This window comes from Spirosoma montaniterrae (assembly GCF_001988955.1).
GTDB lineage: Bacteria > Bacteroidota > Bacteroidia > Cytophagales > Spirosomataceae > Spirosoma > Spirosoma montaniterrae.
This window is the reverse complement of record NZ_CP014263.1, coordinates 4857830-4882355: the sequence shown is the minus strand read 5'-3', so window position 1 is coordinate 4882355 and position 24526 is coordinate 4857830. Positions and strand designations below refer to the sequence as shown.

19 protein-coding genes are annotated in these 24526 nt (G+C 51.8%); 10 read left to right on the top strand and 9 right to left on the bottom strand.

Going from position 1 to position 24526, the window contains the following annotated elements:
• Positions 1–51: 51 nt before the first annotated feature.
• From AWR27_RS21010 to AWR27_RS20985, 6 genes are all read left to right on the top strand, one after another.
• A complete protein-coding gene (locus AWR27_RS21010) occupies positions 52–636 on the top strand; it encodes a nucleotidyltransferase family protein (protein ID WP_077133001.1) in 585 nt (194 codons plus the stop codon).
• Between the two features lie 178 nt (positions 637–814).
• Entirely contained in the window at positions 815–1228 is a 414-nt protein-coding gene (ruvX, locus tag AWR27_RS21005) for a Holliday junction resolvase RuvX (RefSeq protein WP_077133000.1), read from the top strand.
• Entirely contained in the window at positions 1225–1797 is a 573-nt protein-coding gene (gene def, locus AWR27_RS21000; RefSeq protein WP_077132999.1) for a peptide deformylase, read from the top strand. Before ruvX ends, def begins: the two co-directional genes overlap by 4 nt.
• On the top strand, positions 1794–2561 hold the full coding sequence (locus tag AWR27_RS20995; protein ID WP_077132998.1) for an amidohydrolase: 768 nt from the start codon (positions 1794–1796) through the stop codon (positions 2559–2561). Before def ends, AWR27_RS20995 begins: the two co-directional genes overlap by 4 nt.
• A 107-nt stretch (positions 2562–2668) precedes the next feature.
• On the top strand, positions 2669–4024 hold the full coding sequence (locus tag AWR27_RS20990; protein WP_077132997.1) for a sugar porter family MFS transporter: 1356 nt from the start codon (positions 2669–2671) through the stop codon (positions 4022–4024).
• 113 nt (positions 4025–4137) lie between these two features.
• Entirely contained in the window at positions 4138–6426 is a 2289-nt protein-coding gene (locus tag AWR27_RS20985; protein WP_077132996.1) for a heavy metal translocating P-type ATPase, read from the top strand.
• Positions 6427–6485: 59 nt separating this feature from the next.
• Here AWR27_RS20985 and AWR27_RS20980 read toward each other — a convergent pair whose 3' ends face one another.
• Complete coding sequence (locus AWR27_RS20980) at positions 6486–7253, bottom strand: hypothetical protein (RefSeq protein WP_077132995.1); 768 nt, start codon at positions 7251–7253, stop codon at positions 6486–6488.
• Between the two features lie 212 nt (positions 7254–7465).
• Here AWR27_RS20980 and AWR27_RS20975 point away from each other — a divergent pair, with 212 nt between their 5' ends.
• Positions 7466–9004, top strand: coding sequence for a DUF4301 family protein (locus AWR27_RS20975; RefSeq protein ID WP_077132994.1), 1539 nt, complete (start codon positions 7466–7468; stop codon positions 9002–9004).
• Between the two features lie 96 nt (positions 9005–9100).
• Here AWR27_RS20975 and AWR27_RS20970 read toward each other — a convergent pair whose 3' ends face one another.
• The 3 genes from AWR27_RS20970 to AWR27_RS20960 all read right to left on the bottom strand — a co-directional run bounded on the left by AWR27_RS20970 (position 9101) and on the right by AWR27_RS20960 (position 11977).
• Positions 9101–9589 (bottom strand): RrF2 family transcriptional regulator, encoded by a 489-nt coding sequence (locus AWR27_RS20970; RefSeq protein WP_077132993.1) that lies wholly within the window; start codon positions 9587–9589, stop codon positions 9101–9103.
• Between the two features lie 226 nt (positions 9590–9815).
• Positions 9816–11129, bottom strand: a complete 1314-nt coding sequence (locus tag AWR27_RS20965; protein WP_077132992.1) for a flavin-containing monooxygenase — start codon at positions 11127–11129, stop codon at positions 9816–9818.
• Positions 11126–11977: an SGNH/GDSL hydrolase family protein gene (locus AWR27_RS20960; protein WP_077132991.1), complete on the bottom strand. Its 852-nt coding sequence runs from the start codon at positions 11975–11977 to the stop codon at positions 11126–11128. The genes AWR27_RS20965 and AWR27_RS20960 overlap by 4 nt, the downstream gene beginning before the upstream one ends.
• 59 nt (positions 11978–12036) lie before the next feature.
• Here AWR27_RS20960 and AWR27_RS20955 point away from each other — a divergent pair, with 59 nt between their 5' ends.
• On the top strand, positions 12037–12837 hold the full coding sequence (locus AWR27_RS20955; protein ID WP_077134120.1) for an SDR family oxidoreductase: 801 nt from the start codon (positions 12037–12039) through the stop codon (positions 12835–12837).
• A gap of 167 nt (positions 12838–13004) precedes the next feature.
• On the opposite strand, the gene AWR27_RS20950 is transcribed toward AWR27_RS20955, so the two are convergent.
• The 4 genes from AWR27_RS20950 to AWR27_RS20935 all read right to left on the bottom strand — a co-directional run bounded on the left by AWR27_RS20950 (position 13005) and on the right by AWR27_RS20935 (position 19878).
• Entirely contained in the window at positions 13005–14678 is a 1674-nt protein-coding gene (locus AWR27_RS20950) for an IPT/TIG domain-containing protein (protein WP_077132990.1), read from the bottom strand.
• Between the two features lie 38 nt (positions 14679–14716).
• Positions 14717–17584: a TonB-dependent receptor gene (locus AWR27_RS20945; protein ID WP_077132989.1), complete on the bottom strand. Its 2868-nt coding sequence runs from the start codon at positions 17582–17584 to the stop codon at positions 14717–14719.
• Between the two features lie 222 nt (positions 17585–17806).
• Positions 17807–19234, bottom strand: a complete 1428-nt coding sequence (locus AWR27_RS20940; protein ID WP_077132988.1) for a M14 family zinc carboxypeptidase — start codon at positions 19232–19234, stop codon at positions 17807–17809.
• Positions 19235–19413: 179 nt separating this feature from the next.
• Complete coding sequence (locus tag AWR27_RS20935; protein WP_077132987.1) at positions 19414–19878, bottom strand: RidA family protein; 465 nt, start codon at positions 19876–19878, stop codon at positions 19414–19416.
• Between the two features lie 81 nt (positions 19879–19959).
• On the opposite strand from AWR27_RS20935, the gene AWR27_RS20930 reads away from it, so the two are divergent.
• Together AWR27_RS20930 and AWR27_RS20925 are read left to right on the top strand one after the other, a co-directional pair.
• Positions 19960–21261: an APC family permease gene (locus AWR27_RS20930; protein ID WP_077132986.1), complete on the top strand. Its 1302-nt coding sequence runs from the start codon at positions 19960–19962 to the stop codon at positions 21259–21261.
• Between the two features lie 67 nt (positions 21262–21328).
• Positions 21329–21805: a Uma2 family endonuclease gene (locus tag AWR27_RS20925; RefSeq protein WP_077132985.1), complete on the top strand. Its 477-nt coding sequence runs from the start codon at positions 21329–21331 to the stop codon at positions 21803–21805.
• Between the two features lie 15 nt (positions 21806–21820).
• On the opposite strand, the gene AWR27_RS20920 is transcribed toward AWR27_RS20925, so the two are convergent.
• Positions 21821–24493 carry a T9SS type A sorting domain-containing protein gene (locus AWR27_RS20920; protein WP_077132984.1) on the bottom strand — a complete coding sequence of 891 codons (2673 nt, stop codon included), beginning with the start codon at positions 24491–24493 and terminating at the stop codon, positions 21821–21823.
• Between the last annotated feature and the right edge of the window lie 33 nt (positions 24494–24526).

Sequence of the window (24526 nt, the reverse complement as noted above, 5' to 3'; positions counted from 1 at the left end):
AGTTAGAGGCTGTCTCTGCCTGTCCTCGGCATCGCTGCGTTTAGAAAAAATATGGTAATCGCTACGATACTATTAGCCGCTGGCGGTTCTACTCGTCTCGGTCAGCCGAAACAACTATTGGTTCAGGATGGGCAAACGCTGGTTCGGCGCATGGCCGATGTGGCGTTGGGGCTACAGACCGGGCCGGTATTAGTCGTGTTGGGAGCCAATGCCGACCGAATCCGGGCTGAACTTGACAGTCTGCCGATACAGTTTGTGCAGAACGATGCCTGGGCCGATGGGTTGGCGTCGTCGTTGCGGGCGGGTCTGCATGCGCTTCCGCCAACTACCGATGCTTTTCTGGTGTTGCTTACCGATCAGCCGTTTGTATCGCCCGAATTGCTGCGACAACTAATTGACACACAGCTAAAAACCGGGCGTGGCATTGTAGCAAGCCGCTATGGTGAATCAGCTCATCTCGGCGTTCCGGCTCTGTTCAATATTCGTTACAAAGCCGAGTTCATGCAGTTAAACGGCGATGTAGGCGCGCGTAAACTCATTCAGCAACACCTGCCCGACTGCGCCGATGTCCTGTTTCCACAGGGCAACATCGATTTAGATACCCCCGAACAGGTAATTCGTTGGCAATCCATGTAGAGACGCAAGATTTTGCGTCTCAGGCACCGGATGGTTTTATTGACGAACGCGCGGGGCGGGAAGGAGACGCGGGGCGGGAAGGAGACGCGGGGCGGGAAGGAGACGCGGGGCGGGAAGGAGACGCGGGGCGGGAAGGAGACGCAAAATCTTGCGTCTCTACAATTCGTATCTTTGCCGCATGGCGCGACTATTGGCAATCGATTATGGGCAAAAACGGACTGGTATTGCCGTGACCGATCCGCTACAATTGATTGCAACGGCATTGGAAACGGTAGCTTCACATGAATTGCTCAAGTACCTGAAAAACTATGTAGTTCAGGAGCCGGTCGAAGCCTTTATCGTTGGTTTACCAAAACGATTAGATGGCACCGACAGTGAGAATGCGGCCCGCGTTCGCACGTTTGTAATGCATTTGCAGAACGCTTTGCCCGATATTCCGGTTTATTGGCATGACGAACGCTTTACATCGAGCATGGCTTTGCAAGCTATGATTGCGGGCGGAAGCAGTAAAAAAGACCGACGTGAGAAAGGCAACATCGACAAAGTCAGTGCCGCCATCATCTTGCAGTCGTATATGGAAAGCAGAAAATGATCCTCCCTATTACAGCTTATGGTGATCCGCTTTTGCGGAAGCGAGCTAAAGACATTGAACCCGGCAGCGTCGACGTAAAAACGTTGAGTGAGAATATGTTCGAAACCATGTATGCGGCTTCGGGCGTAGGATTGGCGGCTCCGCAAATTGGGCAGAGCCTGCGCATCTTTGTGGTTGACGGACAGTCGCTCAACGACGACGAGAAAGAAGAAGACATCGACACCAGCGTAGTCGGGTTTAAGAAAGTGTTTATTAATCCCGAAATCGTTGAAGAAGCGGGCGACGACTGGGGCTTTGAAGAAGGTTGCCTAAGCATTCCTGGCATTCGGGGTGAAGTGGTGCGGCCCGAAATCGTGGTGATTCGGTATTTCGATATTGACTGGAACGAACACGAAGAAGAATATGACGGCATGGCCGCCCGCATTATTCAGCACGAGTACGACCACCTCGAAGGCAAACTTTTTACCGATTATCTGACCCCGCTGAAACGACAACTTATCAAGCGCAAACTTACCGATATCACCAAAGGTAAAACCGACGCTGAGTATAAGATGAAGTTTCCGAAATGAACGTTTCCCTCCTCCAAACCGACCTGTATTGGCACGACCCTGTAGCAAATCGGGCCATGCTGGAGGAGCGCGTTTTTAGCCTGCCCGAATCCACGGACCTGATTGTGCTGCCCGAAATGTTTACAACGGGCTTCACCATGGACGCCCGCGCCGTGGCCGAGCCAATGAATCTGACTACGTTTCGGTGGTTGAAGCAAATGGCTGCACAAACAGGAGCCGTCATAACAGGGAGTTATGTAGTGCGCGAAGGCAGTGCATTTTATAATCGGCTCGTGTGGATGCAGCCCGATGGTCAGTTCGACACCTACGACAAACGGCACCTGTTTCGCATGGCGGGCGAAGACAGGATATACACCGCCGGAACGCGCCGACTCGTAAAGGAATGGAAAGGGTGGCGCATCTGTCCACTCATCTGCTACGACCTCCGCTTTCCGGTCTGGAGCCGCAACAACCCGGTAGAATACGACCTGCTGCTGTACGTTGCCAACTGGCCCGCGCCACGCCGAAATGCCTGGAACACGCTGTTGCAGGCGAGGGCCATTGAAAATCTGAGCTACGTAGCTGGCGTAAACCGCGTTGGCACCGACGGCAACGGACACCTCTACGCTGGCGATTCTTCTATCATTGATTTTAAGGGCGACGTGCTATTCCAGCATAGCGACACCGAACTAACGCATCAGCAAACGCTCTCGCTCGATGCCCTCCGCGCCTTCCGCGACCGATTTCCCGCCCATTTAGACGCCGACAGTTTTACAATTGAATGATAGAATGATTGGATGATTGAATGGATGCACCCAACTCATTCAATCATCCAATCATTCTATCATTCAACTCTTATATTTGTTGCTCATCCGTTTCCTGAACCTAATCTATGAACAACAAGGTATTATTGATCTACACCATTGCCGCTATTGCAGCAACGGGCGGGCTACTCTTTGGCTTCGACACGGGCGTTATCAACGTTGCGTTGCCTTCGCTCCGTCAGGAATTTCAACTGAGTGCCACCGCCGAAGGCTGGATCGTTAGTGCTGTGCTGGCTGGTGGCATGGCCGGATCGCTGCTGAGCGGGCGGCTGGCCGATACGCTGGGCCGCAAACGCATCAACATTCTGGCCGCCCTGATATTTGTGCTGGGATCGATTGTGGCGGCTGTGGCTCCTTCGGCTAATGTGCTCATTGCCGGGCGATTGCTACTGGGGCTGGCAATTGGTATCGTGTCGTTTTCTGTTCCACTTTACCTGGCCGAAATCGCACCCAGCCACATTCGGGGGCGGTTAGTTACGTTTTTCCAGTTGGCTATCACCATCGGTATTTTAGCATCTTATCTGGTTGGCTTCGCCTTTGCTGAGCAGATCGAGGGCTGGCGGCTGATGTTCTGGGCTGGCTTCATTCCGGCGGCTGTGTTGCTGGGCGGTATGTTTTTCGTACCCGAAAGCCCGCGATGGCTCCTGAGCAAAGGCCGCGATGAGCAGGCCCGGCAGGTGCTGGCCCGCATTCACGAAGCCGATGCCGTTGACCGGGAAATGACGCAGATTCAGGCTGCCGTTCGGGACGAGAGAAACCGGCAGGGCGACTGGCGCGAACTGTTTTCGGCCAAGCTGCGCATACCGCTGTTGATTGGCATCGGCATTTTCTTTATCCAGCAGTTTTCGGGCATTAATGCCGTTATTTATTATTCGACACGTATTTTCGAGATGGCGGGTTTTGGCTCCAGCACTACGTCTATTATGGCTACGGTTGGGGTTGGTGTCGTCAATACGCTCAGTACGCTGGTGGCCGTTCGATTTTTAGATCAGTGGGGCCGCAAACCCATTCTGTATACCGGCCTGATTGGCACGGCTCTGTCGCTCTCAACCATTGCGGCTGCGTTTTTCTTCCGCGAGTCTATCAGCCCGGATTTGCTTCGGATACTGGCAATTGGCGGGGTGTACGTCTATATTTTCTTCTTTGCCATCAGTCTGGGGCCGCTGGGCTGGCTGCTCATTTCGGAGGTGTATCCGCTTCGCATTCGCGGATTTGCGACCAGTATGGGCAGTTCGTACCACTGGTTTTTCGATTTCTGGGTCAGCTTTTCTTTCCCGATTATGGCCGCTACGTCGCTCGGCAGCAACGGCGGTATTTTCATGATCTACACCGCCGTTGTGCTGTTCGGTTTGCTCTTCGCCCGGTTTATCGTGTTTGAAACGAAAGGGTTAACACTCGAAGACATTGAAAAGAAGTGGCAATAGCAGCGTTGCGCGAAGACATCCTGAAATCCCGCAAAACCAGACAATGATTCTGTAAGAGAATGGGCAGCAGCATACCGAACTTTGTGTTATAGTATCAAATAGCCTATTCTGTTATGCAACCGACACCTTCGCCCAACATAGCCACGCAGCCCCGCCGGGCTTCTGACTCCAGGTTAACCCGCCAGTCGTTTCCCGTGCTGGAAATGTCCTGTGCAGCCTGCGCCGTGAGCGTCGAGTCGATGTTAAAAAATACACCCGGCGTGGCCGACGCAGCAGTCAATTATGCCAATCAGTCGGCCACGGTTCAGTATGACCCGAAGGTCATCGATCAGGAAGGACTGCAAGGCGTTATTCGGTCTATCGGGTATGATTTGGTAATCGACGCAGAAGACCCGCTGGCCGTACAGGCCGAAGCACAGCAGCAATACTACCAGTCGCTTAGGAAACGCACGCTTTGGGCGGGCATCCTGTCGATACCCGTCGTCATTTTAGGCATGTTTTTCATGGATGGCTCCGACAACTCGGTGCCTTACGTCAACTACATCATGATGACGCTGTCGGCCCCGGTGGTGTTTTGGCTGGGCCGCTCCTATTTTGTAAACGCCTGGAAGCAGGCCCGGCATGGCAAAGCCAACATGGACACGCTGGTAGCTCTCAGCACGGGTATTGCCTTTCTGTTCAGTACGTTCAACACGCTGAACCCCGCTTTCTGGCATAGCCGGGGGCTGCACCCGCACGTCTATTTTGAGGCCGCAACCGTGGTTATTGCTTTTATTTCGCTGGGTAAGTTACTCGAAGAACGGGCAAAATCGAACACGTCGTCGGCCCTGAAGAAACTGATGGGCCTGCAACCCAAAACGGTCCGGGTGTTCGACGGCACTGGTGAACAGGAAATCGCTATTGCACAGGTACGGGTTGGGCAGGTGATCGTGGTTCGTCCGGGCGAAAAAATTCCGGTCGATGGCGTTGTGGAATCCGGGACGTCGTTTGTTGACGAAAGTATGATTTCGGGCGAACCGATACCGGTTGAAAAACGGGCTGGCGAATCGGTTTTTGCCGGAACGATTAATCAGACCGGTTCTTTCCGCTTCACAGCCCGGAAGGTTGGGGGCGATACTCTCCTGGCCCAGATCATCCGCATGGTGCAGGAAGCGCAGGGCAGCAAGGCTCCCGTCCAGAAATTAGTCGATACGATTGCAGGCATCTTTGTGCCGGTCGTCATCGGAATTGCCCTGTTAACGTTTGCGGCCTGGATGATCTTCGGCGGAGAGAATGCGTTTACGCACGCCCTGCTCACTTCGGTAACGGTGCTGGTAATTGCCTGCCCCTGTGCGCTGGGCCTGGCAACGCCAACGGCAATTATGGTCGGTATTGGCAAAGGGGCCGACAATAACATTCTCATTAAAGATGCCGAGAGCCTTGAACTGGGCTACAAGGTCAATGCTGTGATTCTGGATAAAACCGGCACCATTACCGAGGGCAAACCGACCGTGACCGACATGAACTGGGTAGCAGAATCGGCTAACCCGACAGAAGCGAGGCAGGTGCTATACACGCTGGAGAGTCAGTCGGAACACCCGCTGGCTGGCGCGGTGGTAGCGCAGTTGAAAACGGAAGGCATAACAGGCACAACGCTCGACCAGTTTGAGAGCCTGACGGGGCGGGGCGTGTCTGGTCGCTTCAACGGAAAAACATATGGGATAGGCAATCGCCGACTGATGGCCGAGTGGGGCCTGACCGACCAATTAACTAAGGTAAACGGGCTGGTGAAAACCTGGCAGGATGAAGCTAAAACAGTGGTATATTTTGCCGATGAGCAGCAGATTCTGGCCGTAATCGCCATTGCCGACCCGGTGAAGCCAACATCACGCGAGGCTATTCTGTCGCTCAAAAAACGCGGTATCGCCGTGTACATGCTGACGGGAGATAACCGCCAAACTGCCGAAGCCGTTGCCAAAGCTGTTGGCGTAAGCGACTTCCGGGCCGAGACCCTCCCCGCCGATAAAGCCGCGTTTGTGCAGGAATTACAGGCAAACGGCAAGGTAGTCGCCATGATTGGCGACGGCATCAACGATTCGCAGGCACTGGCTCTGGCCGACGTGAGTATTGCTATGGGCCGAGGTTCGGACATTGCGATGGACGTAGCCAAGATGACGCTCATTACTTCCGACCTCAACAGCGTACCCAAAGCACTGCAACTCTCAAAGAAAACAGTACAGGCTATTCGGCAGAACCTGTTCTGGGCATTTATCTACAACATTATCGGCATTCCGATTGCTGCGGGGCTGCTGTATCCCATCAACGGCTTTTTGCTCAACCCCATGCTGGCCGGAGCCGCAATGGCCTTAAGTTCGGTATCGGTAGTGACCAACAGCTTACGATTGAAACGTATACGTCTCTAACCACAACAAAGCCCGCCAAGAGTAGTTTCGGCGGGCTTTGCTGATTGTAAGCGTTTGTGTCACCACGTTTCGTAGGCAATCCGCTCCTGATAGAAGGTCGCCCCGCTACTGTTATTCCGCTCAATTAATAGCCCGTCGCTGTTGTACGTTGCCGGGCGGAAAGAAATCTGAACGTTGTTTTTGCTGAAAACTTCCGGCCCAATCTCAATCATGCTTAATTGATTGTATGGGTTGGGTTTATCGTCGTAGGAATACTGTTGTGGAGTATCACTACCGCTTTTTTGCTCAATTATGTTCCCATTCTGATAGGTATAAAAAATATCCCTGTCTTTTGTCAGCGTATTATCGTTGATGTTAAAGACGGAAACGCTGACCGGAAATTTATTTGTCCCATCGTAGCTGAATCGATAAGATTGAACAGGTTTGAAATTGCCTGAATCATCGCTGTCAGTAAGAATGTTAACAATTGTAACCATCCCTTTATCGTCGTAGCCATATTCCTGACGAAACTTAACGTAGGGAAACGTAGCTGGGCCGGTAGATTGCAGGCTGATTAAGCGTCCATCGTCGTTGTAATTAAGATTTACAGTTTGCACAGGCAGCCCACTCGTCTGGTTCCGGTCAATGGTATAGCTTGCTAACTTACCATCGGGCCGGTAACTAAACGTTCTAACGTGGCGGCTCCGGAAGTTAAAAATTTCACTTTTTACCATCCGGTAACGAACGCCCTGTGGCGTTTGTGGTGATTGCGGCACACGGTGGTCCTCACAGGCGGTTAGACTCGCTAAAGCCATGATAACCAGAAGAATGTTAAGCAGATGTTTCATTTGCATAAATAGTTTGCTGGTTTACAGAAGCAAGGATGCTCAAAATCTGTCATTCGTTTGAATTAGCGTATTTATTTTTTTATTAAATTAATTATTCGGCTACTAACATAAATGTATTACGATGTGTACCACATGAATAAATTTCATTTGCGTAACATCGTCGAAACCGCCAATTTGCCTGCCGTTTTCTACTGACTTATTTCGTTGCCCATATGACACATTTTTCGGATAAAGACCAACAACAGATTCAGGCGCAGGGGATTTCGCTGGCGCAAATCGACGAACAGATACAGCATTTCGTAAACGGCTTTCCGTTTCTGAATGTCATCAAAGCCGCTACCGTGGGCGATGGCATCGTTCGCGTACCCGACGAGCAGCTAACGGCCTATCTGCACCGCTTCGATGAGGCCGCACAAGAACGCGATTTGGTCAAGTTTGTACCGGCATCGGGAGCCGCCACACGGATGTTCAAGTCGCTGTTTTCGGCACTTGATGGCAAGTCGGATAAGTCGACAGATGAATTTTTTGCCCGGCTGAAAGACTTTGCCTTTTATGACGATCTGAAGGCAGTGCTGGTAAAAAAGGGCGTCAACCTGGACGAAACCGTAGCCGAAGGCAACTGGACTACCGCCGAACGACAAACCGTACTGCATTTTCTGCTCATGGCCGATGGCCTGGATTATGGTAGCCTGCCGAAAGGGCTGCTGAAATTTCATAGCTACGACGACGGTGCCCGCACACCCGTCGAAGAACACCTAATAGAAGGGGCTGCTTATGCCAACTCAAACGGTATGGTGCGCATTCACTTCACCGTTTCGCCCGAACACCGCGAACGGTTCGAGCAACTCATTGCCCAGGAGAAAGTCGATTATGAAGCCTGGCTCGGCGTTATGTTCGACATCAGCTTTTCTGAACAGAAGAAATCGACCGACACGATTTCGGTCGATATGAGCAATCATCCGTTCCGTAATCACGACGGGTCGTTGCTGTTTCGCCCGGCAGGACACGGTGCGCTTATCGAAAATCTTAATGATATCGACGCCGACATTGTGTTTATCAAGAATATCGATAACGTAGTGCCCGATGCCATCAAAGAAACTACGATTACCTACAAAAAAGTAATAGCCGCCGTACTGCTCGACGCGCAACAGCAGATAGCCCGCATTCAAAGCCTGCTTGATGCCGACGACGTGAGCGACGGCTATCTGGCCGAAGCCGACGAACTGTTCCGACGAACGCTGTTTACGTTGCCCCCCGAAGAATTTGCTACATGGTCGAAAGCTGAAAAGCTTGCCTACTTCCGCAAAAAACTGAACCGGCCCGTGCGGGTATGCGGTATGGTGAAAAATGTTGGCGAGCCGGGTGGCGGTCCGTTCTGGGCACGCAACGCCGACGGATCGGTGTCGTTGCAGGTGGTTGAGTCGGCACAGATTGACCTTAACAATGCCCAACAGAAAGAAATTTTCGATACGGCCACGCACTTCAACCCCGTCGATCTGGTGTGTAGTCTGAGAGACAAGCATGGCCGCAAATACAACCTGCCCGACTTCCGCGACATGCAAACCGGGTTTATCACGGCCAAGTCGAAAGATGGCAAAGACCTCAAGGCACAGGAGTTGCCCGGCCTCTGGAACGGTGCTATGGCCGATTGGAACACTATTTTTGTGGAGGTGCCGCTGATTACGTTCAACCCGGTCAAAACCGTGAACGACCTGCTGCGAAAAGAGCACCAACCAGAAGAATTGTTATAACGTTATACGGTTGTAGTGTTGTAAAGTTAGCTTCGCCCAAAAGAACGCGTTAGCCAACTTTACAACACTACAACCGTATAACGTTATAACTCAAACTTAAGCACTCATCCGAACCGAATCGTCGTTCAGTTCGGCTTTGAGGCCAATGGGAATTTCTTTGGTGACAATAGATTCTGGATTCTGGAAGGCCAACAGCGTGGTATTTTCATAGACGCCGAGGTTGGCATCGCGAACGCGTTCCATAATGGGCTTGAGCGCGCAGGTCACTTCATCATTGCAGTCGTCGCATTTGACGTAGAAATTGAATGATACGCAGGGTGTAGGCGCAATAGGGCCGTCGATAACACGCAATACCTGCGCCAGATTGACCCGCCCCGGATCGACGCGCAACAGGTAGCCGCCCCCTTTTCCTTTCTGACTTTGCAAAATACCGTGATTGCGAAGCTCCAGCAAAATAGCCTCCAGGAATTTCTTCGGGATATTTTCTTTCGCCGAAATGTAAGAAATCAGTATAGGACCTTTCCCATACTCTTCAGTCAAAACCTTCAGGGCTTTGATGGCATACTTCGCTTTCTTAGAGATCATTTGTTACGGTCTAAGACGGGTGGTACATGTAGTGAATATGCTAACAGACGTTGATCTTCGCCAAAAAATAGACTGAGCGGTTGTTATTTTCTCTTCATCACAGCTCTACTACCCGCTTGATTTACAGCCAAACATAAGCGCACAAGCTAAAGTTCATGGACTTAGTTGGCTATTAGACTGGCATTAATGGTCAAAGTAACGAATACTCTGTCAACTTACCAACAGGTCATATTTTCATCGCTCGCATTTCGCGCTCGATACTTTGTTTGTAGGGATGAAAATCGACCTGTAACGTGTGCCGGGCCGACTGTTTATACCGACGTTTGTTGCGCCCGGCTTCTTCGCCGATTGCTTGTTGCATCGTGGCCCGGTCGGGCAAACGGCACTCGCCCTTTATCAGTTTCGCGAGCCAGACCGACTGCGTTTCGGCCAATGGCATAATGGCTCCGAGCGGCTGCACCAAGCCCAGAAAATATAATCCCGGAAAGTCAGGATGTACTACGCGCCGGTACAGTTGGAGGTCGTTACTCTGTTCGACGTTGAAAAAGCCCTGTTTGAAAAACGGGAACGTGACCCGATAGCCCGTAGCGTATATCACCATATCGAAGTCGTCGCGACTATCATCGTCAAACACAACGGTATGCCCATCAAACGCCCGGATGTTTGGTTTGAATCGAACGAGTCCCCGACCCGCCAGATTCAGCAAATCCTGCGAAATGGTCGGGTGTTCGCTCAGCATCGGGCGTTTGGGAGTGGGTACGCCGTAATCTTCCTGCCGACCGCGTGCCAGCCACAGCGAAAAACCCAGCAACGCCCGCTGCACACTCAGTGGCAACCGGCTCGTAAACGGGTTCGCCAGCGAATCGAACGGCAGGCTCATCAACCAGTTCGGCACAATGTAGGCCCCGCTCCGAGTCGAAATCGTAACCGGATGACCACCGTATTGCCGGGCCGCTTCGCAGGCAATGTCGACTGCCGAGTTGCCAATGCCCACGATAAGGAGCTTGCGACCCTGAATCTGATCGGGCGTTTTATAATAATGCGAGTGGAGCGTTTCGCCCGCAAACGTGCCCGGAAATGGCGGATCGGGGTAACGCGGGTTCCAGTGGTGGCCGTTGGCAACAACCACGTGCTTGTAGTCGCGTTCGAGGCCGGTGTCGGTTGTGATATGATACGTTCCCGGTCCGCCGTTGCTATCTGCATTACGGCTTACGTTCGTTACGGCAGTGTTGAACGTGATTTTATCCCGAAAGCCGAAGTGATCGACATAGCTATCGAAATACTGAATAATCTGACTATGATGCGGAAACATGGGATACTCCGTCGGCATTGGGAAATCGGAATACGCCATTACGTTCCGGTTGGTATTGATGTGCAATGACCGATAGGCCGACGACATGCCGTTGTCGTTATTGTACCGCCAGTTGCCGCCAACGCCGGAGCCTTTCTCGAAACAGTCGAATGCTATTCCCTGCTGATGAAACGTTTTCGCAGCGGCAATTCCCGACGACCCGGCCCCAATGATACAAACGTCTTTCATTTTATGATCGCGCTTCTGGTCAGAAACTCCTGAACAGTTTGTCCGATTAGTTTCGCCCCTACTGAATTAAAATGAATGTTATCGTAGCTAATTGCCATGCCATTGGCCCGGCTAATAGAGTCCCATGATTTTTTGAGTAAATTGTGCTGAATAATACCGCTAATCATCAACTGCGGAGTTTGCTCGTACCGGTGCCGGGGCCTCACGTTTGACTCACTTAAGCAGGCTTTCATCCGCTCACGAATGGGCAAATACTCAATTTCTTCTTCATCAGCCAGTTGCTTCACGAATTCGCTGTATTTATCGGCCAACTGATTCGGTTTGTTTGTTAAATCCTCACCTAAAATTGGCACCGAGGCAACGGCAATTTCAGCGATTGTCTCTGTTTTTAACCGCTGAACAATCTGCCGGTACGCATCCTGAAAACCTGCCAGATCGGGTTTCACATCCGGATCGATTTTACCGCTCGCGTAGTACCGCTTCAGTGCCGATGGCGATGCAACCGCGTTTACGTCATTGGTGCCAATCAGCACCGTGACATGATCGGGCTGCATGGCAATGATGTCATCCAGCCGTTTCAGCAACGTATAGGTCAGGTCAGAATTAATACCTGCGTTAAAGAACTGAAAACCAGCTAATGACGGCTGTTGCATCAGCCAGTCGACGTAGTTGTAGCTGACAATGCCATGCGTGATGCTGTCGCCCGCACACACAACAATTCGTTTGTTTTGCTGGCAGTTGGCTGCGTCAGGATAATTGGCAGGTATATGGTTTCTGATTTTTCGATTCAGGCTATAAATGTATGTTGCTAAACTACCAACCGAGAAAATCAGCGCACAAATCCACATGCTTGCACAATCTTGTTAAAAAGTTAGGTTATTTTCAGCCACGAATGTACGTCGATTCCATGAAAATTGCCATACTGACCGGCTGCGCTAATGGCATTGGCCGCCACATCACAGGTGTCTTACTACAGCAGGGATACGCCGTTACGGCTACCGATGTTGCTGTTAGCCAACTCCATCAGGTAGCCATCAGCCACAAGTGGCCCACCGACCGTTTGCTGTTATTGCCCTTGGATGTTCGCTCCCCAGCCGACTGGCAGCGGGCAATCAGCGACACACTTGCCCGCTGGGGCCGTATCGACGTGGGTATGAACATAGCGGGCGTAATTCGTCCCGGCTACGCGGCTGACATTAGACCCGAAGACATTGATTTTATGGTCGACATAAACCTCAAAGGTGTGATGCTGGGCACACGTTATCTGGCCGAAGTTATGAAGAAGCAGGGAGCGGGGCACATCATCAACATAGCCTCATTAGCGGGCATTGCGCCTATTCAGGGGCTGGGTATTTACTCGGCCACGAAGTTTGCCGTGCGGGCGTTCTCACTGGCGGCAGCGGGCGAACTTCGTGCGCAAAGCGTGGCCGTGTCGGTGGTGTGCCCCGATCTGGTCGACACCAACATGCTCACGCTTCAGCTCGATTATCCCGAAGCCGCCCTTACGTTCTCCGGCAACCGGACGCTGACGGTCGACGACGTTTCGCGAACCATACTGCGCGAGGCACTCGACCGGAAGCGCGTCGAAATCCTGATCCCCAACAGCCGGGGCTGGTTAGGAAAGTTCGGCAACCTGTTCCCGGAGATCGGCTTCCGGCTGACGGAGAGGCTCAGGAAGAAAGGATTGAAGAGAATGTCTGAACTGTGATTTATGGGATTATACTGACCGACTATGATTATCATTAGCAGGAGCGTAAAAATCATAGCCATTCAGCGTAATCCCATAAATCACAGTTTGAGACAAGAAAAAAGCCGGAGCAAAGCTCCGGCCCTTTCGTGCGACACCAATATGAAATTGAATTGTACTGTCTTGAATTAGTTGTAAGGAGCGTTCTGTGGGTCCCAGTTAGCCCAACCACGGGTCCAGTCTGTAGTACCGAATGCACCCCGGAACGGTTCTTTTGTGAAAAATGCGTCGGTACCTTTGCCATCCCAAATGGCACCAGTCAACAGTGGTGAGCCAGCTTGAGGTAGGAAATTCGGAGCAGCCAAGTTGAAATTCTGAGGATTGAGCAACAGGGTAGCAATATCGGCTGTAGCAATGATACGATTGCTGAACGCTGCCGTATTGAAGAAGCCGGTTGCCTGATCATTAGTGATTGACTGTGCACCACGTACAGGCGTATTTGTGTTGGCCACGACAATACCTCGCAACTGCAATGCTCCGCTTGTTGCGTTTTCCAGTGTGTTGGTCGTGTTTGGCTGAGCATCTAAACGTAGCCCTTCAGGATATCCACATAGCACCGAGTTAAAAATGCTAATAGCTGTGTTCCGACGCAGGTGCATACCAGACTGATATGGACCGCTACCGCCCGGTGTTGGCGCACTTGAAGGCGCACCACTAAATGCGAAATTACTCATGTTCGCAAATACAGCCGAGGTTAAAGGCAGACCAGCGTTCGGCCCTGTTGCTGGTGCTCCAGGGTTAAAATTATCAGATTCAAACCCGTTAGAACCCGATACGTCTGCAACATTCGGATCACGAAGGGCAACGCCATACTGTACTTTGCCAGTATAGCCAAAATCAACATCCCAATCATCATCAAAGCCCCGGAAAGCAATCAGGTATTTCATGTTTACAGTACCACCGAACCACTCAAATGCATCGTCGCCACCGTAAGAAACCTGCACGTGATCAATGGTTGTACCCGAACCAACACCATACATAGTCAGACCATTACTTTCGCTGTTAGCAAGGAGGGCAATTCCGCTAAATTCGATCCGAACGTACTGTAAAACACCTGAATTATCGGCAGGTTCATTGAATGTACCCGTTGTTCCGCCAACACCGCCTTCAAGAAGTGTACCGCCGGGCTGATTGATTGGTGCCTTACCAATCAGGAAGATACCACCCCAATCACCCCGTGCACGTTGCCCAGCCGGTCTACCCGACGTAAAAATGATCGGATTAGTAGCAGTGCCGGCAGCGTTAATCTTGGCACCTGGACGAATCAACAAGGTTGCCCCACGCTGGTTACCAGATGGGTCTGTCTCTCTACCTCCACCTTTAACAATTGTACCCGGCTCAATAGTCAGCGTCGCGCCGTTATCAACATTAACAAAGCCCTGAAGCACATAAATGTTTCCTGCCGTCCAGGTCGTGTTTGCAGTTATGTTTCCTGCCACGGTTACAGTAGGACGAGCACTTAGTTGAAACTGTTGAGTGCTGGTTGCGGTTTGCCCGCCTGTCGTTACTGAGATGGTTCCGTTTTGCGCATTGGCTGGCACAACTACAACGAGTTGAGTCGGCGACGCACTAACAACCGTAGCTATCGCATTGCCACCAAATGTTACCGTGTTGCTGGCTGGCGTTGCATTGAACTCAGTACCGGTGATTGTGACAGTACTGTTAATGGGTGCTGAAGTTGGATTGATTCCTGTGATACTCAGTACCGGTGCTGGCTGGTCATCATTATTACAGGCTGCGAAAACGACCGTCAAGCCAAGTAAGAGAAGCAGCGCGTACTGCCACTGTTTGAAACGTTGCATAAGAGATTGGGTTTGTTTATTTGTTCGTTTGTTGGTGTCTATGGTACAATGATTCGTCGACCAAATGTGTACACGGCACTAATTGTGTAGTAGCTACCCCGCCGAAAATTCCGGATGTCCTGGTCTGCATCGGCAGTACGCGATGTAACATCTTTACCTATTTTCCCATCCCGGTTAAAATCCTGTGAGAAACGAACCGGCTGATTGAGAATATCCTGAATACCTAAGCGCAACTCAAGCGATTTGCCAACCTGCTTCGTTACGTTTATATCGACTACATGACGCGGCATCTCATAAACAGTCGGGTTTTGGATATTCCCAACCGTAAAAATCCGCTGCCCGAAAACGTTGTACAAAATATTCCCCTGCCAGCCCGACTTAGGAGCCGCGTAGTATAGGCCCAAATTAATCAGGTATGGCGACTGCCCGCTGAGTGGCCGCTCGGTGTCTGTTACACCTTGATACTCGTTGATTTGCCCACTCAGGTCAGGAGCTGTAACAACATCACCTACCACAACCCGGCTCTTGATGAGCGACACGTTACCAACTAATGTCAGGTTCTTAAGGAAAGCACTTGAAGAATTTTCGAAGCTTTTACGTGCTTCTATTTCTACGCCGTAATTCTGTGCCGATTGGCTGTTGAAAAACGTGTAGGCAAATCCGTTAGCCTGTAGCAACAGCAACGATTCAATAGGACGGTTAAAATACTTATAGAAACCCGTCACCGAAATCAACTCATTTGGCGTTGGATAGAATTCCCATTTCGCATCTGCGTTTTGAACGGTTGCCGTTGTAAGTGTCGTATTTCCTTGGATATCAGCCAGCAAGTTGAAATCATAATAACGAAAAGGGGCTAATTCACGAAACTCAGGCCGGTTGACTGATGATGAGTAGGCAAACCGCAGATTTGTTCGCTCACTCAACTTATACGTAAAGTTTATGGAAGGTAAGGGGCTAAATATTTTGTTGGATACCAGCCGCGTGTCAACGTTACGGACGATAGCCCGCACTTCTTGGTCGTTGTATTCGCCCCGGAAGCCCACCGTCAAATTCGCTTTCGGTCCGAAGTTTACGTCACCACTTACATATCCTGCAATGTACGAGTTGATACCTTGATACGAATCGAGGTCACGCGTACCATCAAGCAGCGAGAAGGTGCCATTCTGGCCGGTTACGTTCTCACGGGCGAAAACCGTGCTGATATCACGTTGTCTAAGTGATTCAGAAGCATTCCCCACCGTTTGGTATCCGTAAAAGCGGGCGGCAAAATCCCGGTTTTTACGTTCGCCATACACGCCAAATCGAATCTTATTTGGCTCCCGGTCAGTAGGATTACCAAACGTGTGTTCAGCGTTCGCAATGGCAGAATACGTGTATTCCCCTAATTTAGAGTAGAAACGGCCCGTTTCGGTAGGCGTAGGGTCATTAGGCGTTACTACTGTGTAAGGATCATTTGTACCAATGGACCGGATGTATCGCGCCCGCTTCCAGTCAGGCTCCCATCGACCCGTATAACCAAAACTTCCAACCCAGTTGATACGGGTAAGCTCACTGACAACGTGCTCCCCAGCCAGTTGAGTAGTTAAAATACTTCGATTTTCGAACCGTTGCGAGAAGCTGCGTACATCATTTGCGTTATCGATGTTCTGGCCTTCACGGATAACGGTCTCTGTTGTGCTGAGTTGATTGAACAGCGTTTTCCATTCAAGGTTGAATGCAGGCGAAAACCGAGCCGACCAGTTATGAAGTACACCAAGTCGGGTGCTACGGGCAAAGTTCTGATCTTTGTATTGCTGAGTTACCGTATTTGCAACGGCTCCCGGATCATAAACCCGAAAATCAATGTCAGCATATTGATTGGTTAGCGAGTAATTTATACTGGTCAGATTACTAATTCGCACATCTCCGACATTGAATCGCCGACCCGTATTTAGCGCGAATCGAACGTCAGGCGCAACGGAGGTTGGGCTTAATGCCCATGTGTTGGGTAATAATTGAGCATAAGCGGCCCGTTGTGCAGAATTCAGCGTATTGAAATCACCTGCCCGATTAGGGAAACTGCTCGGAAGTTGCTGGTCAGCACTCCAAAGGCCCAACGCATTCAAGCCACCTCTGCTGTGCGTTTGAACATTTCTAAACGTTGTGTTAGAGCGATAGCCAAGTGTGAAACCAGCGTCGATGAAATTCTGGTCGGGACGGCGTTTCGTATATATTTTAACGATACCACCCGCAAAATCACCAGGCAGATCCGCCGAACCTGACTTGAACACAATCATTCGGTCGATGATATTGCTCGGAACCAGATCGAATGAAAAAGAACGTGTGTCCACTTCGGTCGAGGGCGTAATCACATCGTTGATAAGTACCGAATTGTAGCGGGCCGCCAACCCCCGAATCAGTACAAACCGGTTATCGATAATACTGACACCGGGCACGCGCCGAATAGCGGCTGCGGCATCCCGGTCCTGCGATTTCTGAATCTGCATGGCCGAGATACCTACCGCGATAGGCTTCATCTGCTTCACTTCGGTGATAACAGCGATTTCGGTATTTGTGGCACGGTTGGCCCGAACTACTACTTCCTGAAGCGACTTGCCTTCTTCGTCTAATTCGGTGTCAATAGCCGTTGTATTGCCCGATTCGACCCGAACGTTCGGAATCTCTTTGGCCTTGTATGAAACGTAGGAGATAACTATTTTCTGAACGCCAGCCGGTACGTTCGCCAGCGTGAATTTGCCCTCGATGTCGGTGGTTGTACCCAATTGCGTACCGTCGATACGGACAGTACAGCCGATGAGTGCTTCTTTTGTTTTACCGTCTTTTACCAGCCCACTAACAGTGCCGGTTTGAGCCAGCAAGGCAGTAGAAAGCAGCGTGAATAGAAGAGAGAATATAGTTGACTTCATGTTGGTCTGTTTATGGTATCGTAGTGTCGCAATTGCGTCGCAAAGCTACCTGACCAATGTTACGCCAACGTTACGCCAATATTACCCTTGAATTATATTTAGATACAGTCCTAACTTTCTGTATTTCAGCAATTTACAATATTAACGTTTAGCCAAATAGTCATTGGCTGCAAGTCTTTCATACCTATGATTTCTTCGCCGCCTACGCTAAAAAGCTACTATTTATTCGGAAACGCCGTTAACAGTCATCGTTGGATTTATTTGACCGCCAACGGGGAACCCATTGACAAAATTGTACTGAATTCGATTTCCTCGCTTAAGCAGAAACGTCGGAATTTGCCCAATCTCGAGCGGGCGGGCGGGTAATTTGCCTTCATAAAGCACATGTACAGGTGCTTCGGAAAAGTAATCTTTTTTAAGTTGGCGAACTTTAAAGGCCGTGATACCTTGCTCAGCCAGTTTGCTCGGAACAAGCCCACGGAGGTCGTTCACACTATCGAGTGTATCGGCATAAACGCGGGCGGACGTCAGAGTCAGGCCAGTAGCGTCAATTTCGTCAAGACCGCCAAAGGTCGAGAGGTCGCCAATGTCTTCGATTTTGCTCCTGTACCAAAACATTCGCCCTTTTTTCTGCGCCACCGAGTCAGCCTTTTCTTCATAGCGGTTAATGCCAATATCGACCGTAATATTGCGCCCCTCGCGCACAATAGTTGCGTTGCGGATGAGCAAATCGAACAACGCCCGACCATTTTCGGGAATAGCGGCATAGTCTTCTACGCGCTCCTGCTTATACGTTTCTTCAGCAATAGACGCCAGCGCGGTCAGGATCGCCACAAAGTTGAGCCGACGGATGGTCATCTTCTCCGTGTCATATTTATAGCCGCCCGACTCAATCAAAATCAACGTAGTACCCCACTTCTGAATGTTGTCGCCAAAGGCACGCGGCTCAAATTCGTCGTCGTAGCGGGCAACTTGCCCCGGCACAAACTGCTGCAACACGCGGTTCATGCCCACAATGAGTTGCATCGACCGTTGCCGAACGTCGTTCACGTTGCGGTCTTCGTCGTAGGCCGTTGCCAGAAACGACAGTACGGCCTGTTTGCCCGTTTTGCCGACACTGTATCGTGGGTTTTGGTCGTGCAGGTTAAAACCAACCAGCGGTTTCAGCGTCTGTTGCAGCGTCTTAAGCAGATTTCCTTCGGGCGTTTGCAGCCGCAGGGCATCGCGGTTCATATCGATGTCGGTGGCGGTGCGTCGCTGAAACCGTTCGGCCCCGTCGGGGTTGAGCATCGGCACAACGTGCAGTGTGGTTGTGGTCAGAATCCGCTGTCGTAACGCATCGAACTCATCGCCAGACGCTTTCAGGAAGTTAAACAGGTCGAACAGGGCCATCGTTGCCGTAGCTTCGTCGCCGTGCATCTGACTCCAGAGCAGTATCGGCGTTGACCCTGTTCCGGCCTGTACCTTATAAATCGCCCGCTTTTCGAGCGACTCGCCCGCCTGTGCTACGGTTAGCGGCCCTTGCCCGTTCAAGGCATTCAGCAGTGGCACAATGTCGCGGTGTTTGAAACGTCGGTGCGTAAACGTTTTTTCTTTAAACGTATCGTGCGCGTCGTGCAGCCGACGAGCCATGTCCTGAGCCTGCGTCATAGTAAAGAATAGGAACACAGATAAAACGGATAGCACCGATTTACACGGATTTTTTGTGTTGATGTGCATTGGCGTTCCGATTAGTCGCTTACGATTTTATCTGCTTATTTAGGTACCGACCAGCACCGTAGGCACGGCGTTCGGCAGTGGCGCAAAAATAGGTATAAAAGCAGAAGCCGTTATGCCAGTTCAAACATCGCTTCAATCTCGACGGAGATATTGCTCGGCAACGATCCCATGCCAACGGCACTACGAACGCCAACACCGTTTTCTTCGCCCCAAATCCGGGCAAACAATTCGCTGCATCCGTTGATAATTTTGGGGTGCTCCTCGAAATCGGCCACGCAATTAACCATGCCAAGCACTTTTACGACGCGCTTTACGCGGTTCAGGCTACCAAGCGCGGCTGTCAATGTCGACAGAATGGCTAATCCGGTCTGCTGAGCGGCCTGTATGCCAAACTCCATATCGACTTCCGAACCCACCCGGCCTGTCATCAGGCTATTGTCGGGCAGATAGGGGCCGTGGCCTGATACATAAATAAAGTTGCCCACAATCAGACTGGGTTTGTAAACGCCTTTGGGCGCGGGTGCGGGTGGCAACTGGAGGTTCAGCGCGGCAAAACGTTCGTCGGGAGTAGTCATAATCGCTGTTTTTTAGCTGGCAAGATACGCAGAACGGCGATTTTCTGAGAATGAGGAGAGTTTTCACTATCATTGCTTAACATGGCGAAAAATCAACTCAAACAACTATTGGGCGTCGGCTTTGGCGTGGCCGTGACCATCGGCGGCACCATCGGTACAGGCATTCTGCGAAAACCCGGCCCCATTGCTCAGGACATTGGCAATCCAACCATTATCATTGCGGTCTGGCTCATTGTAGGGCTGTACGCGCTTGTCGGGGCTTTATCGGTTATGGAGCTTGGCACCATGCTGCCCAAGGCCGGAGCGTGGTACGTGTATGCTCGCCGGGCGTTTGGGCCATACGTCGGCTTTGTTATCGGCATCAGCATGTGGCTTGGCAGTGTGTCGGCCATGGCGTTCGGCGCGGCTGTCATGAGCGAGTACGTGGGATTGCTGCTGCCTGCCACGCTGCCCTATCAGAAGCTAATCGCCATTGGCGTGCTGCTGGCGTTTGTGGCATTTCATGCCATCGGCGTGGAAGTTATCAGCAAAGCGCAGGAAGCGATGAGTGTGCTGAAAGCCGTTGGCCTGTTAATTTTTGTGGTTGTCTGCTTCGTGATCACGCCCGAACAACCCGCAGCCATTACAACCGAATCGGTGCGACCGCTGGCCGAGGGTGGCGTTTGGCTTGGTGTGCTGGCCGCCCTGCAATCCGTGTTCTACACCTACGACGGCTGGCACACAGCGGCCTATTTTACCGAAGAAGATACCAACCCCAGCCGCAACCTGCCCCGGTCGATGATGAGCGGGGTGCTGCTGATTATCGCCATTTATATTCTGGTGAATCTGGCTCTGCTCTACGTACTGCCGATGGACGTACTGGCGAACTCGAAGCTGCCCGCTGCCGATGCCGTACAACTGCTGTTCGGGCCGGGCAGTGCGCAGGTGGTCACGTTTCTGTTGATGATTTCTATTCTGGGCATCATCAACGCGCAGTTGATGTTCAACCCACGCGTGATTTTCGCCATGAGCCGCGACGGCCTGTTTTTCCGCTTTGCCGGATTCGTGAATAATGGCGGAACGCCCATCTACGCCGTACTGATCACGGCACTGACGTCTATCGCTATGATTGCCAGTAATACCTACAGCAAATTGTCGGACATTGCCACGTTCTTTTTTGTGCTGGGCTATGCGTCGGCGTTTGCGGCCCTAATCCGGTTACGCCAGACCGAACCCGATCTGCCCCGGCCTGTGCGGGCGTGGGGTTATCCGTTCTCGACCTGGACACTACTGATTGTGTCGCTGGCGTTTCTGGCGGGCGTGGTCATCGGCGATTTTTCGAGTAGTGTTTATGCCGTTGTATTCATCGCTGTCAGCTACCCAGTGTTCAGGCTGATTCGTTAAAACTGGTCAGGAAGAGGGGTAACGATTAGAGTCGGAAATCGTTATCTTTGGAAAAAAGCACAGCGATATGGAGACAACGTTAGATTATCCGGTGCCCGACGAAGTTCAAGACGAAAAAATGTCGAGTTATAATCACGCCGAACTACAAAGCCATCTGGCTTTTTTGCTGCGCCTATCATACCGCCACCAATACAGCATTCTTACAGAGCTTGACTTCAGCTTTGCATCGGGCAAAACACGACCTGATCTTTGCATCATACCCAAGCGTAAGGCAAACTGGCTCACCGATGAAATTATCGTTGAGGAGGTGCCAATCACAACAATCGAAATTCTTTCGCCTGAGCAAAGCCTGAATAGCCTGACCGACCGTATATACAAAAAACACTTCCCGGCAGGCGTTAAGTCGGTGTGGCTGGTTGTCCCGACCGTACAAACCATTTCCGTTTTATTGCCTGACCAGCAGCAGCTTAACTTTTCAGCAGGTACTGTCTTAGATCCTGTTACGGGTATAGAACTTGAGTTAAGCGAAGTTTTCGAAGGGTAGGAGGCTGTCTAAAATTCAGAAGATTAAAACCTTCTCCGTCAGCGCACCATCTTCTGTCTGAACCTTCAGGAAATAAAGCCCCGTCGGCAGTTGCCGCACGTCGATTTCTTCGCGCAGTCGCGTACCGATGGCCGTCAACGTTTTGTTTTGATAGACCTGTCCCGTTGGCCCGACAATCGACAGATTCACCTCGGCAGTGGGCCGAACGAAATCAACATCGAGCCGCACTACATTCGCGCTGACTGGATTCGGATAAACAGAAAGTCGCCCGATGGTGGCCGGTTCGTTTGCCAGTACGGGGGGCGGTGGCGGCACCTGAATACGCAGATTATCCATCGCCCAGCCCCAGCCTACAGAATACCGGTCAGCATAAAGCCGGAACCGAAACAACACCTGATCGCCCGCCCGAAAGGTCGTTAGCAGCGGAATAGTCCGGCGTTTGTAGAGTGCCGGAACGCCCGCCGTACCCGATGTTCGGCTACCCAATGGGCTGGTTTGCAGCAGATTCCGGTTGTATGCCGCCAGCCAGTCGGTTTGATCGAGAGCATTGTAGCCATCCAGCAGCGGTCGCCAGGTTTGGCCGTTATCCGTCGAGCCTTCTACGATGAGGTAATCGTGAAAACCCTCCATCCCAAACCGGCTACCAAATTCGCCGGGTTCAATCAGCACCACCTCATCGAACCGCATCACGGCACTGTCGGGGTTAGATGCCACGCGAACGGGAGACAGCAACACGCTTTCATAATTACTCTGGTAGCGGTAATCGTTGCCGTTGCGGTAGGGGTGTTCGGAGTGCAATGCCGGGTCGCTGAAACCCGTGGGCTGCGTCACGCTCATGGCGTAGGTCACAAAATCAGCCGCCGACGCCCCGGCGTCCTGAAACGTATTGACGTAGCGGTCGCGCACGGCCTGCGGAGCCACTACCCGCAATTCGTGAAAACCCGTTGCCGGATTAGTTGCCTGATTGCGATTTTTCGAGCCGTCGCGTGCCACAATTCGGTAGCGAATGCGGTCGCCCGCCCGTAATGAATTGGCCGGAAACGTTAGCCGATTTACGTATAAGCTATCGTAGCGAAGTCCGCCAATCGGCCCCGTGTTGAGCCGAAGCGGCAGGTTGGGCTGAGCAGTGCCGTTTACCTGATATTCCAGATACGCTTCACCGATACCCGTGGCGCGTTCGTCGGAAATAACGGCATAGATGGGCAGGCTGTCGGCAACGGTAGTGTTGAGAATAAAGTTTTTAGGTGGGCTAAACCGTACCACCGGCGGAATATTATCAGCCCCCGTCAACACCCGATACAGTGCCTGCGCCCCGGCGGGCAACTTACCCGGATTGGTGAAGGTGCGGTTGGTGGCGTCCTGAGCAGCAATGTAATACCAGAACTCCCCCTGTGCCTGCGCGGCAGGTATAGTAAACTGATACTCATCGGTACTGCCCACGCGGGTCATCGGCACGGCGGTCATGGCCGTATCGCGGGCTGTTGGCGCACCTTTCCGATAAAACAGCCGCACCGTAGCCGGATTGAAGGTTGTGTCGCTGATGACGCGGGCACTGAATACCAGATCGCGGGTTTCTTCATTGCTCACCAGTGGCTCGTGCAAAACCGAGGTTGTTTTCCACTCCATGTCGTTGAAGAACGTCAGCACAATCGGCCCTGGCGTATGAATGGCTGATCCTTGCTTTAGATAAGGCTTCAGGAGGGCATCGGTTTGCGTAAATTCGTAGAAATCGGTGTCGAGGTGATACAAACTAACAGCCCGGTTGAACGGGCGCAGGGCCGATATACGGGGTCGCTGAATGTCGTACTTCCGGCGCAGCAACGTGCCATTCAAATACAAATTGTCGCTGGTCAGGTAATTGCCCAATGCCAGTGAACCATCTGGCAGCGTGTTTGGCGACGATACCGCCCGCACGGCTGGCGAACCGTTGGGGCCACCGTTCTCGATAAAATGATCGTACACCGACGGGAAACTTGCCGAATACGTACCCAGCCCATTCCGCACGTCGAAGAAACCGATAAAGCCGAAACCGTGGGTAAGTTCGTGCAAAACAGCGGTCACTAAGTCTGTTCGGTCGGCGGGGGTTTTGCCATCGATACCATAGTACCAGGTCACGTTCCGGTTAATGTTGGCAATAATGTCGGGCGCGTTGGGGTCGTTGAGTTGCCGGCGGGCAATTTTCTCGGCCAGCGCAATGGCATAGTAGCCATACGCTTTCTGCGCTCCGTCGGGGCCGATGATGTAAGAGGTTGGTCCGGCAGAACCCAATTCGCCGGGTTCCTGCAACGCCCAGTTGGCTTGAATCCGAATCGGTACGGGCGACGAAATCAGCGTGGCCCATATATCGACGGCGTACTGAAACGCCCGGCGGGCTTCGGCAGGAAAGTTCGTGTAGTTGACGCTTATCTGTGCCGTAGGAGCCGCCAACCGCCCGCTGCCATCGCGCCGACCCTGCCGAAAAGCGTCGGGTGGCAATACCCGCGCCAGTTCGCTTTGGTCGGTTCGGAAACAGGTGATCTGATTGCCGGGCCGCTCGGTACGCATCTGCCGAACAAACTGCCGGTAGCCTCCCGGTGGTGAAACCGTTGCCTGATGTTGAGCCGATTGCGCCCGTAGAAGTCTCCCGCTTCCCCCGTCAATCAGCAAGATAAGGACCAGTAATCTTGCCAATGGCTTCCAAGAACGCATGTGCTCGTCGTTGAGAGTAATAGTTGAATAATA